We start from the raw sequence: 16,105 nt of genomic DNA, 5'->3' as shown, positions 1-16,105 counted from the left end.
CTTCCGGTGCGACCGGCCGCCAGGTCGGCCCTACCCGGACCGGCAACGCGGGACGCCCGGCCCCGGCGGTAGCGAGCGTGCGCGTGCGGGACCCCGGTCACGGCGGGTCCGGGCCGCGGGGCGGATGCATGGCCACCGCCTTGAGGTCACGGCCGGAGCCGGTCACCGCGATGGCGCCGTCCCGGTCGGTGCGCAGGACCGCAGCGCCCGCCTCACGCAGGGCGTCCAGGGTGTGCGGGGAGGGGTGACCGTACGGGTTGCCCCGGCCGGCCGACACCAGGGCGAGTCTGGGTCTCGCCCGGTGGAGCAGGCCGGGGTCCTGATGGGCGGAGCCGTGGTGGGCGACCTTCAGTACGTCCACCGGAGGCAGCGCCGGGTGCGCCAGCGCCAGGCCGCGCTGGGCGGGCGGCTCCAGGTCGCCGAGGAGCAGCAGCGTCACCCCCGACCGGGTGCGCGCGAGCAGCGTGACGCTGGCGTCGTTGGGGCCCTCGGGGACGAACCCCGGCCGGACCGCCGGCCACAGCACCTGCCAGTCGAGCGGTCCGGTACGGCGGCGCTCGCCGGGTACCGCACGGACCACCGGCACCCGTGCGACCGCCGCCGTCCGGTGGACGAACGCCGCCTGCGCGGGCGGATCGTGGAGCCCGGTGGTCTGGATGACACCGACGGACCGTCCGCGCAGCACTCCGGGGAGCCCGGTGACGTGATCGGCGTGGAAGTGGGTGAGCAACACCAACGGCACGCGACTGACGCCCAGGTCGCGCAGGCACCGGTCCACCGGCTCGGGATCCGGTCCTGTGTCGACGACGACGGCGGTGCCGTCCCCGGCGGCCAGGACGGTCGCGTCCCCCTGACCGACGTCGCACATCGCGAGTACCCAGCCGGGCGGCGGCCAGCCGGTGACGACGCGGGTGAGCGGCGCCGGCCGCACGACCGCCACCAGAAGGAGGAGGACGCAGCCGGCGGCCACCCAGGGCCGGTGCGGCAGCCGCCGTACGGCGAACACCAGCGCGACCGTCACGGTGGCGAGCAGCAGCCCGCCCCGCCAGCCGCCGGGCCAGGCGGCCTCCGCGCCGGGCAGCGCGGCTCCGGTGCGCGCGACGGTCGCCACCCACCCGGCGGGCCAAGCCGCGCACTCGGCGAACAGCCGGGCCACCGGCATGGCCACCGGCGCCACCGCCAGCGCGGCGAACCCGAGCACCGTCGCCGGTGCGACCGCGAGTTCGGCCAGGATGTTGCAGGGAATGGCCACCAGGCTCACGCGACCCGCGAAGACCGCCACCACCGGGGCACACACCGCCTGTGCGGCAGCCGCCGCGGCCAGCGCCTCCGCCGGCCGGGGCGGGACACCGCGTGCCTGGAGTGCGGCGCTCCACCGCGGCGCGATGGTGAGGAGGGCACCAGTGGCGAGGACGGACAGCAGGAACCCGTAGGCGCGGGCCAGCCAGGGTTCGAACAGCACCAGGAGCAGGACGGCGGCGGCGAGGGCGGGGATCAGCGACCGGCGGCGACCCGTGGCGATGGCGAGCAGGGTGACCGCCCCGCACGCCGCCGCCCGCAGCACGCTCGGCTCCGGTCGGCACACCACCACGAACGCCAGCGTGAGGACCCCACCCAGCAGGGCCGTCGCGCGCAGGGACACGCCCAGCCGGGGTGCCAGTCCACCGCGCTCCGCGTTCAGGGCTCTCCCCGCAGGCCCGATCAGCAACAGCAGGACGATGGTCAAATTGCTCCCCGAAACCGCCAACAGGTGCGTCAGGTCCGTCGCCTGGAACGCGGCCCCCAGGTCCTCCGGGATCCGCGACGTGTCACCGACGACCAGGCCCGGCAGCAGCGCCCGCGCGTCCGGCGGCAGACCGTCCGTCGCCTCCCGCAGTCCGGCGCGCAGCCGGCCCGCGACGCGCTGCGGCCCGTTCGGCGGGCCGGTGACCCGCGGCGGACCGCTGTCCACGTACAGCACGACGGCGAAGGGGTCGGCGGACCGGCGCGGTGGCGCCAGCCGGCCTTCCGCTCGGAGCGTGGTGGAGGGCAGCAGCCGCAGCCAGGCGGCCGCGTCGCCGTGGCGCTTGCCCGGCCGGGCGAGGAGCAGGACCGGGGTGCGGACCCGCGCGACGGCCCCGTCGAGTGCCGTCACCCGCGTCACCTCGGCGCTCAGCATGATCGAGGCGGGCATCGCGTGGTTGCCGCGCACGCGCGGGACCACGGCGCGCGGGTCGGAGACGACCGACAGCTCTGCCCCGATCCGCCGGTGCTCCGCCGCCAGACCCGGGAGGGGCCCACGCCGCAGGTCCGCGCCGTGCAGTCCGGCGGACGCCGCCCCGGCCGCCGCGCACAGCAACACCGCGGCGCACACGGTGGTGTTCCCCCGCCGCGCGACGGGCGCCGGTCTCCGCGCCGTCCGCCCACGGAGCAGGAGGACGGCAGCCACACCCCCGCACGAGGTGACACCGAGGACGGTCCACCAGCCCGGCACGCCCAGGGCCAGCGCGGCCGCTCCCCAGGCCGCCAGGGCGGGTCCGACCAGCCTCAGATCGGCTGGTACCTCCTGCCGTGGACGGGCGGCTCCGAGCCGGTGACCGGACGCGCTGTGGACCGGCGGCCGGGAGGACCGCCCCGGCACGTGGCCCGTGCCCGGCCGCCCGGCCGACCGGTGCGCGGACGGCGTCTGAGGGCGGGTCACGGCCTGACGAGCGTACGGAGGTCGGCGAATCGGCGGGCGCCGATGCCGCGTACCTCCCTCAGCTCCTCCACGGACCGGAAGCCCCCGTGCCGCGTGCGGTGGTCGACGATGTGGCGGGCGAGGACCGGGCCCACGCCGGGCAGCGTGTCGAGCTGCTCGACGGTGGCGCTGTTGAGGCTGATCGGCCCGCCCGCCGGGGCGCTTCCGGCGGCGCCCTCCAGGGCGGCTGCGGGCAGCGTCCCCGGCGGGCCGGCGGTCGCGGGCACCCCGACCAGGACGTGTTCGCCATCGACCAGGACCCGGGCCCTGTTGAGCCCGGTGGTGTCCGTGCCCGGCGGGACGCCTCCGGCCGCCCGCAGCGCGTCGACGACCCGGGCGCCGGTCGGCAGCCTCAGCACACCGGGACGCCGCACCTTGCCGCTCACGTCGACGACGACCACGGACGGCGCCGCCGCCGGTGGCGCGGCGACCTGACGGTCGGCCGGTGGCACGGGGTCCGCCGAAGTGGTGGCGGCGGGCTCGGCGCGCACCACCACCTCCGGGGCGTGGACCGTCTCGGGTCGGCCCGACCAGAAGAGGCGTCCGGCGAGCACGACGCCCACGACCAGCAGGACGGCGAGCGCGGCCAGCGTGCGGCGTTCGAGACCGCACCGGAGCTGCACCCACAGGGGTAACCGCTCACGCAGGGCGAGCCACCGCTGCGGCCGCGCGACGGGCGACGGCACCGGGTAAGGGGGTTCGGGCGCCCCGCCGGTCCGGGGCGGCGGCAGGGACGGGGAGGGTCGCCGTGCCTGCGGCGCGCCCGGGGAAGGCGGCGGCTCCGGATGCCCGGTCAGTCGCCCCCGCCGGGGCGGGACCGCGCGCGGCGGCGGTTGCGACGGCCCCATCACGGACGGGCGGGCAGCCGGCGGCTCCGCGACGGGTCCTCCCGTGGCGGTCACCCTGACCGGCTCGTCGCGGCCCGCCTCCCCCGCGAGCGGTTCACCGACGCCCACCTCCCCCGCACCCGGCTCACCGCCGGCGAGCCGTGCGGGCACGGGCGGTGTGGCCACGGACGGTGTGGGCACGGACGCTGTGGACGCGAGGGGTTCGGACACGGCCGGTTCGCACGCAGGCGCTGGGGACAGGGGCGGCTCGGGCGCAGGCGCGGCGGGCGCGGGTGGTTCGCTCGCAGGTGGCGCGGACACGGGTGTTTCGCTCACGGGCGGGCGCGCACGCGCAGGCCGGGGAGTGCCCGCCATCAGCGCGTCCGCCCTGCGTCGGAGCGCGTACGCGGCCAGCGCGTCCCGTGCCGCGTCGCCGCGGGCACGGTGTCGTCCGCGTGCCCGCGGCGCGCCTGTTCGGCCGCGCGTCCGGCCGTCCGAGCCCGCAGGCCTGCCGGGTCCGCTCGTGGCCGCGGAGGATCGGGGAAGGGCGGCCGCGTGGCCGGTCACGGAGTGTGTTCGTGTCGTCATGGATCACACGGTAGACACAAGCGTGCGAGCGTGGGCGGCCGTATCGATTTCCGTGGATAACACGGCACTTGGGGATAACTCGGCCACTCTTCAGGGTGAGGTCACCGCTGTGCGACGACCACTCCGAGCAACCCCGGCCCGGTGTGGGCGCCGATCACGGCGCCGACTTCGCTGACGTGGAGGTCGGCCAGCCCGGGAACGCGTTCGCGCAGGTGCCCGGCGAGCGTCTCCGCCCGGTCCGCCGCGGCGAGGTGGTGCACGGCGATGTCGACGGGGGCCCTGCCCGCCCGTTCGACGGCGATCTCCTCCAGGCGTGCGATGGCCTTCGAGGCGGTGCGGACCTTCTCCCTCGGTTCGATCCGCCCGCCGGTCAGCTCCAGCAGCGGTTTCACGGCCAGGGCGGAGCCGAGCAGGGCACGGGCCGCGCCGATGCGCCCGCCGCGGCGCAGGTAGTCGAGGGTGTCGACGTAGAAGTACGCGGACGTGCCGGCGGCGCGCTTCTCGGCCGCCGCGACAGCCTCGTCCAGGGTGCATCCGGCCTGCGCGGCCTCGGCCGCCGCGAGGGCGCAGAAGCCCAGCGCCATCGCGACCATCCCGGTGTCGACGACGCGGACCGGTACCGGCGCCTCGCGGGCGGCGAGCAGCGCGGCCTCGTACGTGCCGGACAGCTCCGCCGACAGGTGCAGCGAGACGATGCCGGTGGCACCCGCCTCGGCTACCTCGCGGTAGCGGGCGGCGAACACCTCGGGGCTGGGCCGTGACGTGGTGACGGAACGCCGCTTCTGCAGGGCCTGCGCGAGGGACCGCGCCGAGATCTCGGTGCCCTCCTCAAGGGCTCGGTCCCCCAGGACCACGGTCAGCGGTACCGCGCTGATACCGTGCCGCTCCATCGTCTGTGGCGGCAGGTAGGCCGTGGAGTCGGTGACGATCGCGACATGGCGGGACATGACCCGGAGGTTACCCGCAGGCGGCGTGCGGAAGCAGCCCGGCCCCGTCAGGCTCCGGCTCCGGCAGGCCCGACCGCCCCGGCCGGGCCCGGTGGAAGTGCCGAGGCCCGGGCTCCTGCGGCCGGCAGGCGCCCCGCTCCTGCCGCGCGGTCAGTTGGTGGTCTCGGGCCGCGGGGCCTTCTGCCACGGGTAGCCGGTCTCCAGACGGGGGTCACGCGCGGTGATCGCGGGTCGGGCGCCCTCCGCCGCGCCACCGGCGCCCCGGTCGCCACCCGCGGCGGCACCCCGGGCGGGGTCCGCCGCGGCGTCCCGGTCTCCGTCGGCGTCGGCGGGCCACGTCTGCGTGGCCGTCTGCCCGGCGCCGGCCTCGGGCCACGACGTCCGTGTGCGGTCCTGGGTCTCGGGCCGTGCCGTCCACGGCGGGGCGGGCTCCGCCGCCTGCGTGTCCGGGGCCCCGGGAGACCGCGTACCCGACGTCTCCGGGGGTCGCCGGTCCGTCGTCCCGGGGGTCTCGGACGTGGTCCAGTGGCGCAGGGCGCCGGCCTCCATGTCGATCTGGGCGCTGAGCGTGTCCAACTCTTCGTCGGCGAACTTCTGCGCCCGCTCCCGGGCCGCCCACCGCAGCGCGTCCGCCGAGTCGGTGATGCGGCGCGTGCGCTCCCGCAGGTCGTCCAGGTGGGCGGCCACCCGAACCCGGTCCGGGTCGCGCTCCATCCGCTTGAGGTCCTCGTCCAGTTCGTGCCCGTGGGCGCTCAGCCGCTTGAACAGATCCAGCGACTCCTGGAGGGAGGCGTCCTCCGCCGCACCGGCCGCGAGGGCGTCCTGCGTGGCGCGCATCGAGGTCCGCAGGGACAGCCGCAGCTGTGCCAGCTCACCCGCGACACCGCCCTGTCCGATGCTCTTCGCGCGGAGGGTGGTGTCCTCGACGGTGCGGCGCGCCTGGTGGAGGGTGCGGTCGACCCCGCGCTTGGCGGCCCCGATCGCCTTCACGCTCGCGTACACGCCGAGGGTGACGAGGGCCACGAAGAGCAGCGCCAAGATCACGATCGCGGTTGACATGGGGTCCCCTCGCCGTCGGTTGTTCTCTCCACGGTAAACGGCGAAGGGCGGGTCGGGGGTTCCTAGGGACCCCTCGACCCGCCCCCTAGGGGAAAAACCCGGGGCGCCGCTCGGCGCCCCGGTGTTCCGTCACGCCGGGACGATGTTCACGAGCTTCGGCGCCCGCACGATCACCTTGCGGATGCCCGCGCCGCCCAAGGCGGCCACGACCGCCGGGTCCACCAGCGCCAGCGCCTCCAGCTCCCCGTCCGTGATGGACGGCGGGACCTCGAGACGCGCCTTGACCTTGCCCTTGATCTGCACGACGCAGGTCACCGACTCGTCCACGACGTACGCCGGGTCGGCGGCCGGGAACTCCTCGTGGACGACCGAGCCGGTGTGGCCCAGCCTGCGCCACAGCTCCTCGGCGATGTGCGGGGCCAGCGGCGCGACCAGCAGGACCAGCCGCTCGGCGACCGACCGGGACACCGCGCCACCCGACTTGGTCAGGTGGTTGTTCAGCTCGGTGATCTTGGCGATGGCGGTGTTGAAGCGCATCGCGGCCATGTCCTGGGACACGCCGTCGACGGCCTTGTGCAGGGCGCGCAGCGTGTCCTCGTCCGGCTCCGCGTCGACGACGGTGACCTCGCCGGTCGACTCGTCGACGATGTTGCGCCACAGCCGCTGCAGCAGCCTGTACTGGCCCACCACCGCGCGCGTGTCCCACGGCCGGGACACGTCCAGGGGGCCCATGGCCATCTCGTACAGGCGCAGCGTGTCGGCGCCGTACTCGGCACAGATCTCGTCCGGGGTGACGGCGTTCTTCAGGGACTTGCCCATCTTGCCGAGGACGCGGCTGACCTTCTCGCCCCCGTACCAGAACGCACCGTCGCGCTCCTCGACCTCGGCGGCCGGGACGGCGATGCCGCGCGCGTCGCGGTAGACGAACGCCTGGATCATGCCCTGGTTGAACAGCCGGTGGAACGGCTCGGCGGACGAGACGTGGCCCAGGTCGTACAGCACCTTGGACCAGAACCGCGCGTACAGCAGGTGCAGGACGGCGTGTTCGGCACCGCCGACGTACAGGTCGACGCCGCCGTGCGGCATGCCGTCCCGCGGACCCATCCAGTACTGCTCGATCTCCGGGTCGACCAGCTGGTCGCTGTTGTGCGGGTCCAGGTAGCGCAGCTCGTACCAGCAGGAACCGGCCCAGTTGGGCATGGTGTTGGTCTCGCGGCGGTACCGCTTGGGGCCGTCTCCCAGGTCCAGCGTGACGTTCACCCAGTCCGCGTTGCGCGACAGGGGCGTCTCGGGCTGCGTGTCGGCGTCGTCCGGGTCGAAGGTGCGCGGCGCGTAGTCGTCGACCTCCGGCAGCTCCAGGGGCAGCATCGACTCGGGCAGCGGGTGGGCGACGCCCTCCTCGTCGTAGACGATCGGGAAGGGCTCGCCCCAGTACCGCTGGCGGCTGAACAGCCAGTCGCGCAGCCGGTAGTTGACGGTGCCCTCGCCGATGCCGCGGGACTCCAGCCACTCGGTGACGCGCGCCTTGGCCTCGACGACGCCCAGGCCGTCCAGGGACACGTCGTCGTTGGCGGAGGCCATGATCCGCGCGTCGTACGAGTCGAACGCGTCGGCCCACGCGGCGGGGTCCGTGCCCCGGTCGTCGGCCGGCTCGACGACGCAGCGCATGGGCAGGTCGAAGGCGCGGGCGAAGGCGAAGTCGCGGGTGTCGTGCGCCGGGACGGCCATGATGGCGCCGGTGCCGTACCCCATCAGGACGTAGTCGGCGATGAAGACGGGGACCCGCTCGCCGCTGACCGGGTTGACCGCGTACGCGCCGGTGAAGACACCGGTCTTCTCCTTGGCGTCCGCCTGCCGCTCGACGTCGGACTTGGCGGCGGCCTGCTTGCGGTACGCGTCGACGGCCAGGGCCGGGGTGGCGTGCCCGCCGGTCCACAGCGCCTGCGTGCCGGCCGGCCACGCCTCCGGGACGATCTTCTCGATCAGCTCGTGCTCGGGGGCCAGGACCATGTAGGTGGCGCCGAACAGGGTGTCGGGTCGCGTGGTGAAGACGGTGATGGCGTCGTCGCCGACGGCGAAGTCGACGCGGGCGCCCTCGGAACGGCCGATCCAGTTGCGCTGCTGCAGCTTGATGGCCTCGGGCCAGTCCAGCGCGTCCAGGTCGTCCAGCAGCCGGTCGGCGTAGGCGGTGATGCGCATGTTCCACTGGCGCAGCTTCGCCTTGAAGACCGGGTAGTTGCCGCGCTCGGAGCGGCCGTCGGCGGTGACCTCCTCGTTGGCCAGGACGGTGCCCAGGCCGGGGCACCAGTTGACCGGCGCGTCGGAGGCGTAGGCCAGGCGGTAGTCGCCCAGCACCTCGGCGCGCTCGGCGGCGCTCAGCTCGCTCCACGCGCGCGTGGTGCCCGGTACGGGCCGTTCACCGCTCTCGAAGAGGGCGACCAGTTCGGCGATCGGGCGGGCCTTCCCGGCCTCCTCGTCGTACCAGGACTCGAAGATCTGCAGGAAGATCCACTGGGTCCACTTGTAGTACTCGGGGTCGATCGTGGCGAACGACCGGCGCTTGTCGTGGCCCAGGCCCAGCCGGCGCAGCTGGGCCTTCATGTTCTCGATGTTGGCCTCGGTCGACACCCGGGGGTGCGTGCCGGTCTGGACGGCGTACTGCTCGGCGGGCAGGCCGAACGCGTCGAAGCCCAGGGTGTGCAGGACGTTGTGGCCGGTCATGCGCTGGTACCGGGCGTACACGTCGGTCGCGATGTAGCCCAGCGGGTGGCCGACGTGGAGGCCGGCGCCGGAGGGGTACGGGAACATGTCCATGATGAACTTCTTGGGCCGCGCGACGGCCCGCGGGTCGCCCGCCAGGTCACCCACGGGGTTGGGCGCCGCGTAGGTCCCCTCGGCGTCCCAGAAGTCCTGCCAGCGTGCCTCGATGTCGGCCGCCATGGCCGCCGTATAACGATGCGGGGCCGCCGTCTCGGCAGCCGAATTCGTCTCGGTCATGATCCTCTGAAGCTCCATCGATCGTCTCTGCGTCGCTGCCGCCGCCGCGCCCCGATTTCGGTCGGCACGGCGAAATGAAAAAACCCCTCGCACAGGAGGGGACGCCGCGCCGATTCCGGTCGGATTTCTCATCCGCCGGCACTGATCAGCGCGGCTCGCTAAGCAGGAGGCGTACGGCACGCATGGCGTCAGGGTACCGCAGGGCCCCCGCGGGCCGCATCGCACCGTCCCACCACGCGGACACGGACAGTCGCGTGACGGTCGCGCTACCCCTGCAGGAACGGTTACTCGGCGTATCGGCGCGTTCCCGGGCAACCCCCGAGTCAGTTGTCGGCCAGTCGTCTCCGTAAACCCGGAAACGCCGTACTCGCTGGTATGCGCGGCCATAGCATGCGCCGACGGGACCTCATCCGCACCATTCGGAGTCGCCCATGACCCCTCATCGCAAGATCCGTTCCTCCCCTGCCGAGAAGGCGGGCCTGAGCCGGCCGGTACAGGGCGGCTTGTACGCGGCAGCTCTCGTCCTCCTGCCCCTTCTGGTCATCGGCGGAAGCGACGGTTTCCGCGAGTTCCTGGATTTCGGCACCGGCGTCCTGTCGCTCGTCTCCCTGACGGCGTCCGTCGCGTGGGCGTTGGTCGCCACCGACCGGCTGCTGCTCACCCCGCGCCAGCGGCTGCTCGCCCAGGCCGTCCACCGCGGCACGGCCGTCGCGTCGTTGGGCTTCCTCCTGCTGCACGGCACCGTGAAGGTGTCCCTCGGGCACGTGGAACTCATCGGCGCCCTCGTGCCGTTCGGGCTGGGGGTCACGGGCTCGGCGGGCCTCATCGGCTTCGGGTCGCTCGCCGGCCTCCTCATGGTGGTCGTCGCGTCGACCGGCGCCCTGCGCAGCGCCCTCGCCGGCCGCGGGGCGATAGCCGCCCGCTGGCGCCCCCTGCACATGCTCGCCTACCCGGCCTGGTGCGCGGCGCTGATCCACGGCCTGTACGCGGGACGCCCCGCGGCGCCCTGGGTGATGGTCCTGTACGGCACGTCACTGGCGGCGGTCGCGGCGGCCGTCTCGGTGCGGCTGCTCCCCTCCCACCTGCAGCGCGACCTCACCGAGCGGTTCCTGAACCTCCTGGGGCCCCTCCCCGACCCCGTCGCCGCGGGCCCTGCCGCCGGCTTCGGCCCGGCCCGGCCCGGATCCCGGCCGGCGCGCCGCGACCCCTCGACCCAGCCGCTGCCCGGCACGACCGGCGCGGGGCCGTACGACCCCGGTGAGGCGCCCCGCCCGCACCCGTACGAGCCGGAGGCCCGCTGGGAGCCCCCGCGCCGCGCGCAGGCCGAGCGCCTGCCCGGTCCCGTCCCGCCGGAGGCCGAGGGCCGCCGCCCGGGTCGCGCCGGGGCGGGTCTCGCCGCCGGGTACCGCGCCGTCTCCCTGGGCGGCGGTGACGCGGCTGCGGAACCGGCCCCCCAGGAGGTGCCGTTCGCCGAGCGGGTACCCATGACCGAGGAGCTGCCCGTCATCTCCGGGGAGCAGCCCGTGCGCGCCGGTTACTGGCCCACCCCGTCACCGCCGCCGCCCGCCCAGTCCCCCGCCCCGCGCGCGTACGACGCTCCCCCGCCACCGTCCGAGCCCCCGCGCGTGTACGACGCTCCGGCGTCCCCGTCCCCGTCCGCGTACGACGCTCCCGCACCCCCCTCGGAGCCCCCGCTCGCGGCGCCCTCCCCCTCCCGGTACGACCCCGCTCAGCCGCCGTCCCCGTACGGCGGTACCGCCGAGCCGACGCCCGGCCCCTTCCACCGCCCGCCCGCCGGCGAGCCGTGGACAGCACCCGCAGGAGAACGCCCGTGAACACCCCTCTGCCCGACGTCCCCGAGGTCCGTGTCGTCGGCCTCCCCCAGCTGACCCAGGGCTTCGACCTGATCGAGCGGCTGGACCTGGCCATGCACCTGAAGGTGCACGGCCCGCTGGAGCCGGTGGGCGGCGAGCGGCTGGCCCGTCTCGCCGACGACATCTCCCTGCGCGGCCGCGGCGGCGCGGGCTTCCCCTTCGGCCGCAAGCTCCGGGCGGTCGCGGAGGCCGCGATACGCCGCGGGGTGCGGCCGGTGGTCGTCGTCAACGGCAGCGAGGGCGAGCCCGCCTGCCGCAAGGACACGGTCCTGCTGAACCGTGCCCCGCACCTCATCCTGGACGGCGCCCTGCTGGCCGCGGAGGCCCTGGGCGCCCGGATGCTCGTCGTCGCGGTCACCCGCAACTCCACCGAGATCTCCCTCCGGGCGGCACTCGCCGAGCGGGGCCTGTCGGACCGGCGCGGGCAGCAGCTGCGCGCGCGGGTGGTGCGCACGCCGGAGCGCATGGTGTCGGGTGAGGCGTCCGCCGTGATCCGCGCCATAGGGGGCGGTCCCGCTCTGCCGCCGGGCCGCCGCGAGCGGGCCTCGGAGTCCGGGGTGGGCGGCGCGCCGACGCTGCTGTCGAACGCGGAGACCTTCGCGCAGCTGGCGGTCGCCGCGCGGATCGGTGCGCACCGGTACGCGCACGCCGGGCTGGAGCAGGAGCCGGGAACGGTGCTGCTGACCCTGTCGGGCGCGGTGGCCCGCCCGATGGTGGTGGAGGTCCCGACGGGCGTCCCGCTGCGGTACGTCCTCCAGCTGGCGGGTGCCCCGCCGGTCCCGCAGGGCGTGCTCACGGGTGGGTACCACGGCAACTGGATCGACTCCGCCGCCGTGCACGAGGCGGTGGTGTCCCGGGCGTCCCTGGCCGCCGTGGGCGGCTCCCTGGGGGCGGGTGCCATCCTCCCGATCGGCCCGGAGACCTGTCCACTGGGCGAGGCGCAGCGCGTGGCGAACTGGCTGGCCGCGGAGACTGCCGGGCAGTGCGGGCCGTGCAGGCTGGGCCTGCCTGCGGCGGCCGGGGGCCTGTCGGACGTCCTGAACGGCGGCGGCCCGGCGGCGCTGGAGGCGCTGCGGGAGGTCGTGCAGGCCGTCAAGGGGCGCGGCGCGTGCAAGCACCCGGACGGTTCGGCGCGCTTCTTCGCCTCGACGCTGTCCGCGTTCACCGACGATCTCGCCGCGCACGTCCTGGACGGGGGCTGCGGCCGTCCGACGACGGGGGTGCTGCCGCTGCCCGCGCCCGGCTACCAGGACGTGGAGGAGTCCGTTCCGAGCGGTGAGCGGCTGGCCGTGGATTGGACGCTGTGCCAGGGGCACGGGCTGTGTGCGGACATCGTGCCGGAGCTGATCCGGATGGGCGCGGACGGCTTCCCCGTGCTGGCGGAGGCGTCCGTGCCGACGCACCTGCGCGGGCGGGCGCAGCGCGCCGTGGGCCGCTGCCCCGCGCTGGCGCTGCGCCTGGAGCAGGCGGCCGCGCCCAAGGAGCGCCCCGCCCTGCCCACCTCGAACCGCAAGGCGCTGGGCAGCGGCAGGAGTTGACCCCCGTGAACGCGGAAGGCGGGCCATCCGAATCGGATGGCCCGCCTTCTCGTGCTGTGGAGCTAAGGAGAATTGAACTCCTGACCTCTTGCATGCCATGCAAGCGCTCTACCAACTGAGCTATAGCCCCTTGCGGTGTGCCGCCTGTCCGGTTTCCCTTGCGGGCTTCCCTCGCGGCGACACAGAGAACATTACACGGTCCCCCCGGTGAACCACCAAATCGATTCCCCGGCCCCCCGGTCGCGGCCACGACGGGGCGGGTAGCGTCGGCCCACGTGACCGTGACCGTGACCATCCGCTCCCGCCTCCGCACGCTGCCGCTGGCAGCCCTGGGGGTCTGCCTCCTGTCGTTCGTGGCCTTCTGGGTCGCGCAGCGCGCCGCCCACGTCACGATGCTGGACCTGTCGGTCTACCGGGCGGAGGGCGAGACCGTCCTGGCCGGCGGCGACCTGTACGCGATGCGCGCCACCTCGGCGAACCTGCCGACGACGTACCCGCCGTTCGCGGCGCTGTTGTTCACGCCGTTGACCCTGGTGGGCGTGGCGGAGATGCGGGTGCTGGCGACGCTGGGGAACATGCTCCTGATGGTGGCCCTGGCGCACCTGTCGCTGCGCCTGGTGGCGTCGGGCGGGGCGGGACGGCTGCGCCGGGGCGGAGCCTTCTGGGAGCGGCCGGGAGCGGCCCTGTGGGTGGCCGCGGCGCTGGTGTGGTGCGAGCCCGTGTGGCAGACGTTCCGGTACGGGCAGATCAACCTGCTGATGGCGGTCGCGGTGCTGTGGGACCTCACGCGCCGCGGGGACAGCCGGTGGGCGGGGGTCGGGATCGGGCTGGCGACTGCGGTGAAGCTCACACCGGGGCTGTTCGTGGTGCTGCTGTTCGCGGTCGGGGTGGCACGCGCGCTCAGGGGTGGCGCCGATCGGTGGAACGAGTGGCTCCGCCGGGGGGTGCGGGCGACGGTGACGTTCCTGGTGGTGACGGTCGCGTCGGCGGTGCTGCTGCCGTACGACTCGCGGCGCTTCTGGACGGAGATGATCTTCGAGACGAGCCGGGTGGGCCGCAGCGAGGAGACGGCGAACCAGTCGCTGAGCGGGGTGCTGGCGCGTCTGCTGCACACCACCGACCCGGGGCTGTGGTGGGTGGTGGCGGCGGCCCTCGTGGCCGCGGCGGGTCTCGCCGTGGCGGTACGGGCGGCGCTGGACGGCGACTGGCCGGTGGCCGTGGTGGCGTGTGCCGTGACGGCGCTGCTGGTGAGCCCGATCTCGTGGTCGCACCACTGGGTGTGGTGCGTGCCGGCGCTGGTGCTGCTGGCGAGCCGGGTGCGGCCGCTGTGGGTGGCCGGGGTGGCGTTGGTCTTCGGGTCGTTCTCCCTGTGGTGGGTTCCGCACGCCCCGGCGCCGGTACGGCTCGAACTGCACCAGAACGGCTGGCAGATGCTGCTGTCCGGGCTCTACACGCTGCTGGGGCTGGCACTGCTGGCGGTGTTCGCCGTCGCCGCCGTGCGGGACCGTACGGCGGCGCGGCCCGGCGCGGGGCCGGCCGGGGACCACCCGCAGTCGCGGCCCGGCTCGGAGTCGGGCGAGGGCCCGGCGGGGCCGGACGAGGCCCCTGCGGGTTCGGGCGCGGCCATGGAGGGCGCCCGGTCGGGTCAGGCCGTCGCGAAGGAGTAGAAGCGCTTGAGGGTGCAGTGCTCGTCGAGCAGGCGCCCGTAGATGGGCTCCCCTTCGAGCTCCCGGTAGGTCTCGATGGGGTCGCCTTTTATGATCAGCGCCCGCGCGCACTCCTCGCACCAGTACTGGTAGTCCGGGTTGACCGGATCCATGTCGCGGACGATCGGCGTGCCACTGCCGCACCAGTCGCACTTCCGCCTGTGTGCACCCATCACTCAGCTCCAGCTGTGGCCGCAGGACGTGCAGACGTAGGTCACGCCGCCGTTGTCACCGAGCACCTGCGCGACGTCCGCGGAACCGCACGCGGGGCAGCTGAGGGCGGTGCGCGCCTTCGGGGTGGCGAGCCGGGCGGCGGGTTCCTCGTTACTCCTGGCGGCCATGCGCGCGCACTCCTCCCGTCCGGTCCGTCAGCCCCCTCCGGCCGTCCGATTCTGCCATGGCCCCGCGCGGCCGGGAGTGCGGTCGGGTGACGGGGCGGGTGACCGACCGGGGGCGCCGGGCGGAACCGCCGGGAGGGCCGGTCAGACAGCCCGTACCAGGTGGCCGAGGGCGGCACTGCGAGGGCAAACAGAAATCCCGCCCCCTGACGGGGACGGGATCCTTGACTGTGGAGCTAAGGAGAATTGAACTCCTGACCTCTTGCATGCCATGCAAGCGCTCTACCAACTGAGCTATAGCCCCTCGTGTTCTTCGCGCTCCGCGCTGCGAACAAGAAGAACTTTAGCCTGTCACCTGCCCGAAAGTGAAATCCGGGTCAGTCGTCGTCGCCGAGGACCGGCTCGGGGAGCGTGCCGGCGTTGTGCTCCATCAGCCGCCAGCCGCGGGCGCCCTCACCGAGCACGGACCAGCAGCAGTTCGTCAGGCCGCCGAGGCTCTCCCAGCTGTGCGGGTCGAGGCCGAGCAACCGACCGATGGTGGTGCGGATGGTGCCGCCGTGGCTGACGACCACGAGGGTGCCGTCCTCGGGCACCTTCTCGACGTGCTGCAGCACGAAGGGGGCCGCCCGGTCGGCCACCTCGGTCTCCAGCTCCCCACCGCCGCGCCGGACGGGCTCCCCGCGCTTCCACGCCCGGTACTCGTCACCGTGCCGGGCGAGGATCTCCTCGTGGGTCAGGCCCTGCCACACACCCGCGTACGTCTCGCGGAGCGCGGCGTCGTGGGTGACCTGGTGGCCGGTGATCGCGGCGAGCTCGGCCGCCGTGGCCGCCGCGCGCCTGAGGTCGGAGGCGATGATCGCGTCCGGCTTCAGGGCGGCGAGCAGCCGGGCGGCGCGGCGCGCCTGGCCGACGCCCGTCTCGGTCAGCTCGATGTCGGTGCTGCCCTGGAACCGGCGCTCCAGGTTCCAGGAGGTCTGGCCGTGGCGCCAGAGGACGATGCGGCGGCCCCTGCCGCCCTTGGTGGCGCTCAGCGCAGCTCACCGTCCGTACCGGCACCGAGGTCGTCGCCCTCGGAGGCGTCGGCGCCGGTGAGCCGCGCGTGCTCCTCGGCCTTCCCGCGGGTCTTCACGGCGTCCTCGGGCAGCGGCAGCTCGGGGCAGTCCTTCCACAGCCGCTCCAGGGCGTAGAAGACCCGCTCCTCGCTGTGCTGGACGTGGACGACGATGTCCACGTAGTCGAGGAGGACCCAGCGGGCCTCGCGGTCGCCCTCGCGGCGCACGGGCTTGGCGCCCAGCTCCTTGTTGAGCCGCTCCTCGATCTCGTCGACGATCGACTTGACCTGGCGGTCGTTGGGCGCGGAGGCGAGCAGGAAGGCGTCGGTGATCGACAGCACGTCGCTGACGTCGTACGCGATGATGTCGTGCGCGAGCCGGTCGGCGGCCGCCTGGGCGGCGGCGTTGACGAGCTCGATGGAACGGTCCGTGGCGGTCACAAGCAGGCTTTCGTCGGCGG

Annotated in this window: 12 protein-coding genes and 2 tRNA genes; 3 read left to right on the top strand and 11 right to left on the bottom strand. The window is 74.5% G+C overall.

Annotated elements, in window-relative coordinates; all coding sequences use genetic code 11:
* Nucleotides 1-97: 97 nt before the first annotated feature.
* From ACF053_RS07430 to leuS, 5 genes are all read right to left on the bottom strand, one after another.
* Nucleotides 98-2,620: a ComEC/Rec2 family competence protein gene (locus tag ACF053_RS07430; RefSeq protein WP_391953204.1), complete on the bottom strand. Its 2,523-nt coding sequence runs from the start codon at nucleotides 2,618-2,620 to the stop codon at nucleotides 98-100.
* 56 nt (nucleotides 2,621-2,676) lie between these two features.
* Complete coding sequence (locus ACF053_RS07425; RefSeq protein ID WP_391952973.1) at nucleotides 2,677-3,405, bottom strand: helix-hairpin-helix domain-containing protein; 729 nt, start codon at nucleotides 3,403-3,405, stop codon at nucleotides 2,677-2,679.
* A gap of 830 nt (nucleotides 3,406-4,235) precedes the next feature.
* A complete protein-coding gene (locus ACF053_RS07420) occupies nucleotides 4,236-5,081 on the bottom strand; it encodes a DegV family protein (RefSeq protein ID WP_391952972.1) in 846 nt (281 codons plus the stop codon).
* A 150-nt stretch (nucleotides 5,082-5,231) separates the two neighbouring features.
* The gene (locus tag ACF053_RS07415; protein ID WP_391952971.1) at nucleotides 5,232-6,140 is read right to left on the bottom strand and encodes a hypothetical protein; all 909 of its coding nucleotides are present in this window, start codon (nucleotides 6,138-6,140) and stop codon (nucleotides 5,232-5,234) included.
* 129 nt (nucleotides 6,141-6,269) lie between these two features.
* The gene (gene leuS, locus ACF053_RS07410) at nucleotides 6,270-9,137 is read right to left on the bottom strand and encodes a leucine--tRNA ligase (RefSeq protein WP_391952970.1); all 2,868 of its coding nucleotides are present in this window, start codon (nucleotides 9,135-9,137) and stop codon (nucleotides 6,270-6,272) included.
* Nucleotides 9,138-9,568: 431 nt separating this feature from the next.
* On the opposite strand from leuS, the gene ACF053_RS07405 reads away from it, so the two are divergent.
* Both ACF053_RS07405 and ACF053_RS07400 read left to right on the top strand, forming a co-directional pair.
* On the top strand, nucleotides 9,569-10,972 hold the full coding sequence (locus tag ACF053_RS07405; protein ID WP_391952969.1) for a ferric reductase-like transmembrane domain-containing protein: 1,404 nt from the start codon (nucleotides 9,569-9,571) through the stop codon (nucleotides 10,970-10,972).
* Complete coding sequence (locus ACF053_RS07400; protein WP_391952968.1) at nucleotides 10,969-12,549, top strand: NADH-ubiquinone oxidoreductase-F iron-sulfur binding region domain-containing protein; 1,581 nt, start codon at nucleotides 10,969-10,971, stop codon at nucleotides 12,547-12,549. The genes ACF053_RS07405 and ACF053_RS07400 overlap by 4 nt, the downstream gene beginning before the upstream one ends.
* Before the next feature lie 57 nt (nucleotides 12,550-12,606).
* Here ACF053_RS07400 and ACF053_RS07395 read toward each other — a convergent pair.
* Nucleotides 12,607-12,679: transfer RNA gene (locus tag ACF053_RS07395), tRNA-Ala, on the bottom strand.
* A 145-nt stretch (nucleotides 12,680-12,824) separates the two neighbouring features.
* Here ACF053_RS07395 and ACF053_RS07390 point away from each other — a divergent pair.
* Nucleotides 12,825-14,216, top strand: a complete 1,392-nt coding sequence (locus tag ACF053_RS07390; RefSeq protein ID WP_391952967.1) for a glycosyltransferase 87 family protein — start codon at nucleotides 12,825-12,827, stop codon at nucleotides 14,214-14,216.
* Here the strand turns inward: ACF053_RS07390 and ACF053_RS07385 are convergent.
* The 5 genes from ACF053_RS07385 to rsfS all read right to left on the bottom strand — a co-directional run bounded on the left by ACF053_RS07385 (nucleotide 14,195) and on the right by rsfS (nucleotide 16,085).
* The gene (locus ACF053_RS07385) at nucleotides 14,195-14,428 is read right to left on the bottom strand and encodes a hypothetical protein (RefSeq protein WP_030494108.1); all 234 of its coding nucleotides are present in this window, start codon (nucleotides 14,426-14,428) and stop codon (nucleotides 14,195-14,197) included. The two genes, ACF053_RS07390 and ACF053_RS07385, sit on opposite strands and share 22 nt — an antisense overlap.
* Nucleotides 14,429-14,431: 3 nt before the next feature.
* Nucleotides 14,432-14,596 (bottom strand): hypothetical protein, encoded by a 165-nt coding sequence (locus ACF053_RS07380; protein ID WP_391952966.1) that lies wholly within the window; start codon nucleotides 14,594-14,596, stop codon nucleotides 14,432-14,434.
* A 228-nt stretch (nucleotides 14,597-14,824) separates the two neighbouring features.
* Nucleotides 14,825-14,897, bottom strand: a tRNA-Ala gene (locus ACF053_RS07375).
* 73 nt (nucleotides 14,898-14,970) lie between these two features.
* Nucleotides 14,971-15,624, bottom strand: coding sequence for a histidine phosphatase family protein (locus tag ACF053_RS07370; protein ID WP_391953203.1), 654 nt, complete (start codon nucleotides 15,622-15,624; stop codon nucleotides 14,971-14,973).
* Entirely contained in the window at nucleotides 15,621-16,085 is a 465-nt protein-coding gene (gene rsfS / locus ACF053_RS07365; RefSeq protein WP_391953202.1) for a ribosome silencing factor, read from the bottom strand. The genes ACF053_RS07370 and rsfS overlap by 4 nt, the downstream gene beginning before the upstream one ends.
* Between the last annotated feature and the right edge of the window lie 20 nt (nucleotides 16,086-16,105).

Origin of the sequence: Streptomyces kanasensis, assembly GCF_043077165.1 — a bacterium.
GTDB classification, from domain to species: Bacteria; Actinomycetota; Actinomycetes; order Streptomycetales; family Streptomycetaceae; genus Streptomyces; species Streptomyces changanensis.
This window is presented reverse-complemented; position numbering and strand designations above follow the sequence as displayed.

Coding starts and splice junctions, on each gene's coding strand:
- leuS (WP_391952970.1), bottom strand. CDS start 9,137: ATGACCGAGACGAATTCGGCTGCCGAGACGGCGGCCCCGCATCGTTAT.
- ACF053_RS07405 (WP_391952969.1), top strand. CDS start 9,569: ATGACCCCTCATCGCAAGATCCGTTCCTCCCCTGCCGAGAAGGCGGGC.
- ACF053_RS07385 (WP_030494108.1), bottom strand. CDS start 14,428: ATGGGTGCACACAGGCGGAAGTGCGACTGGTGCGGCAGTGGCACGCCG.
- ACF053_RS07415 (WP_391952971.1), bottom strand. CDS start 6,140: ATGTCAACCGCGATCGTGATCTTGGCGCTGCTCTTCGTGGCCCTCGTC.
- ACF053_RS07380 (WP_391952966.1), bottom strand. CDS start 14,596: ATGGCCGCCAGGAGTAACGAGGAACCCGCCGCCCGGCTCGCCACCCCG.
- ACF053_RS07420 (WP_391952972.1), bottom strand. CDS start 5,081: ATGTCCCGCCATGTCGCGATCGTCACCGACTCCACGGCCTACCTGCCG.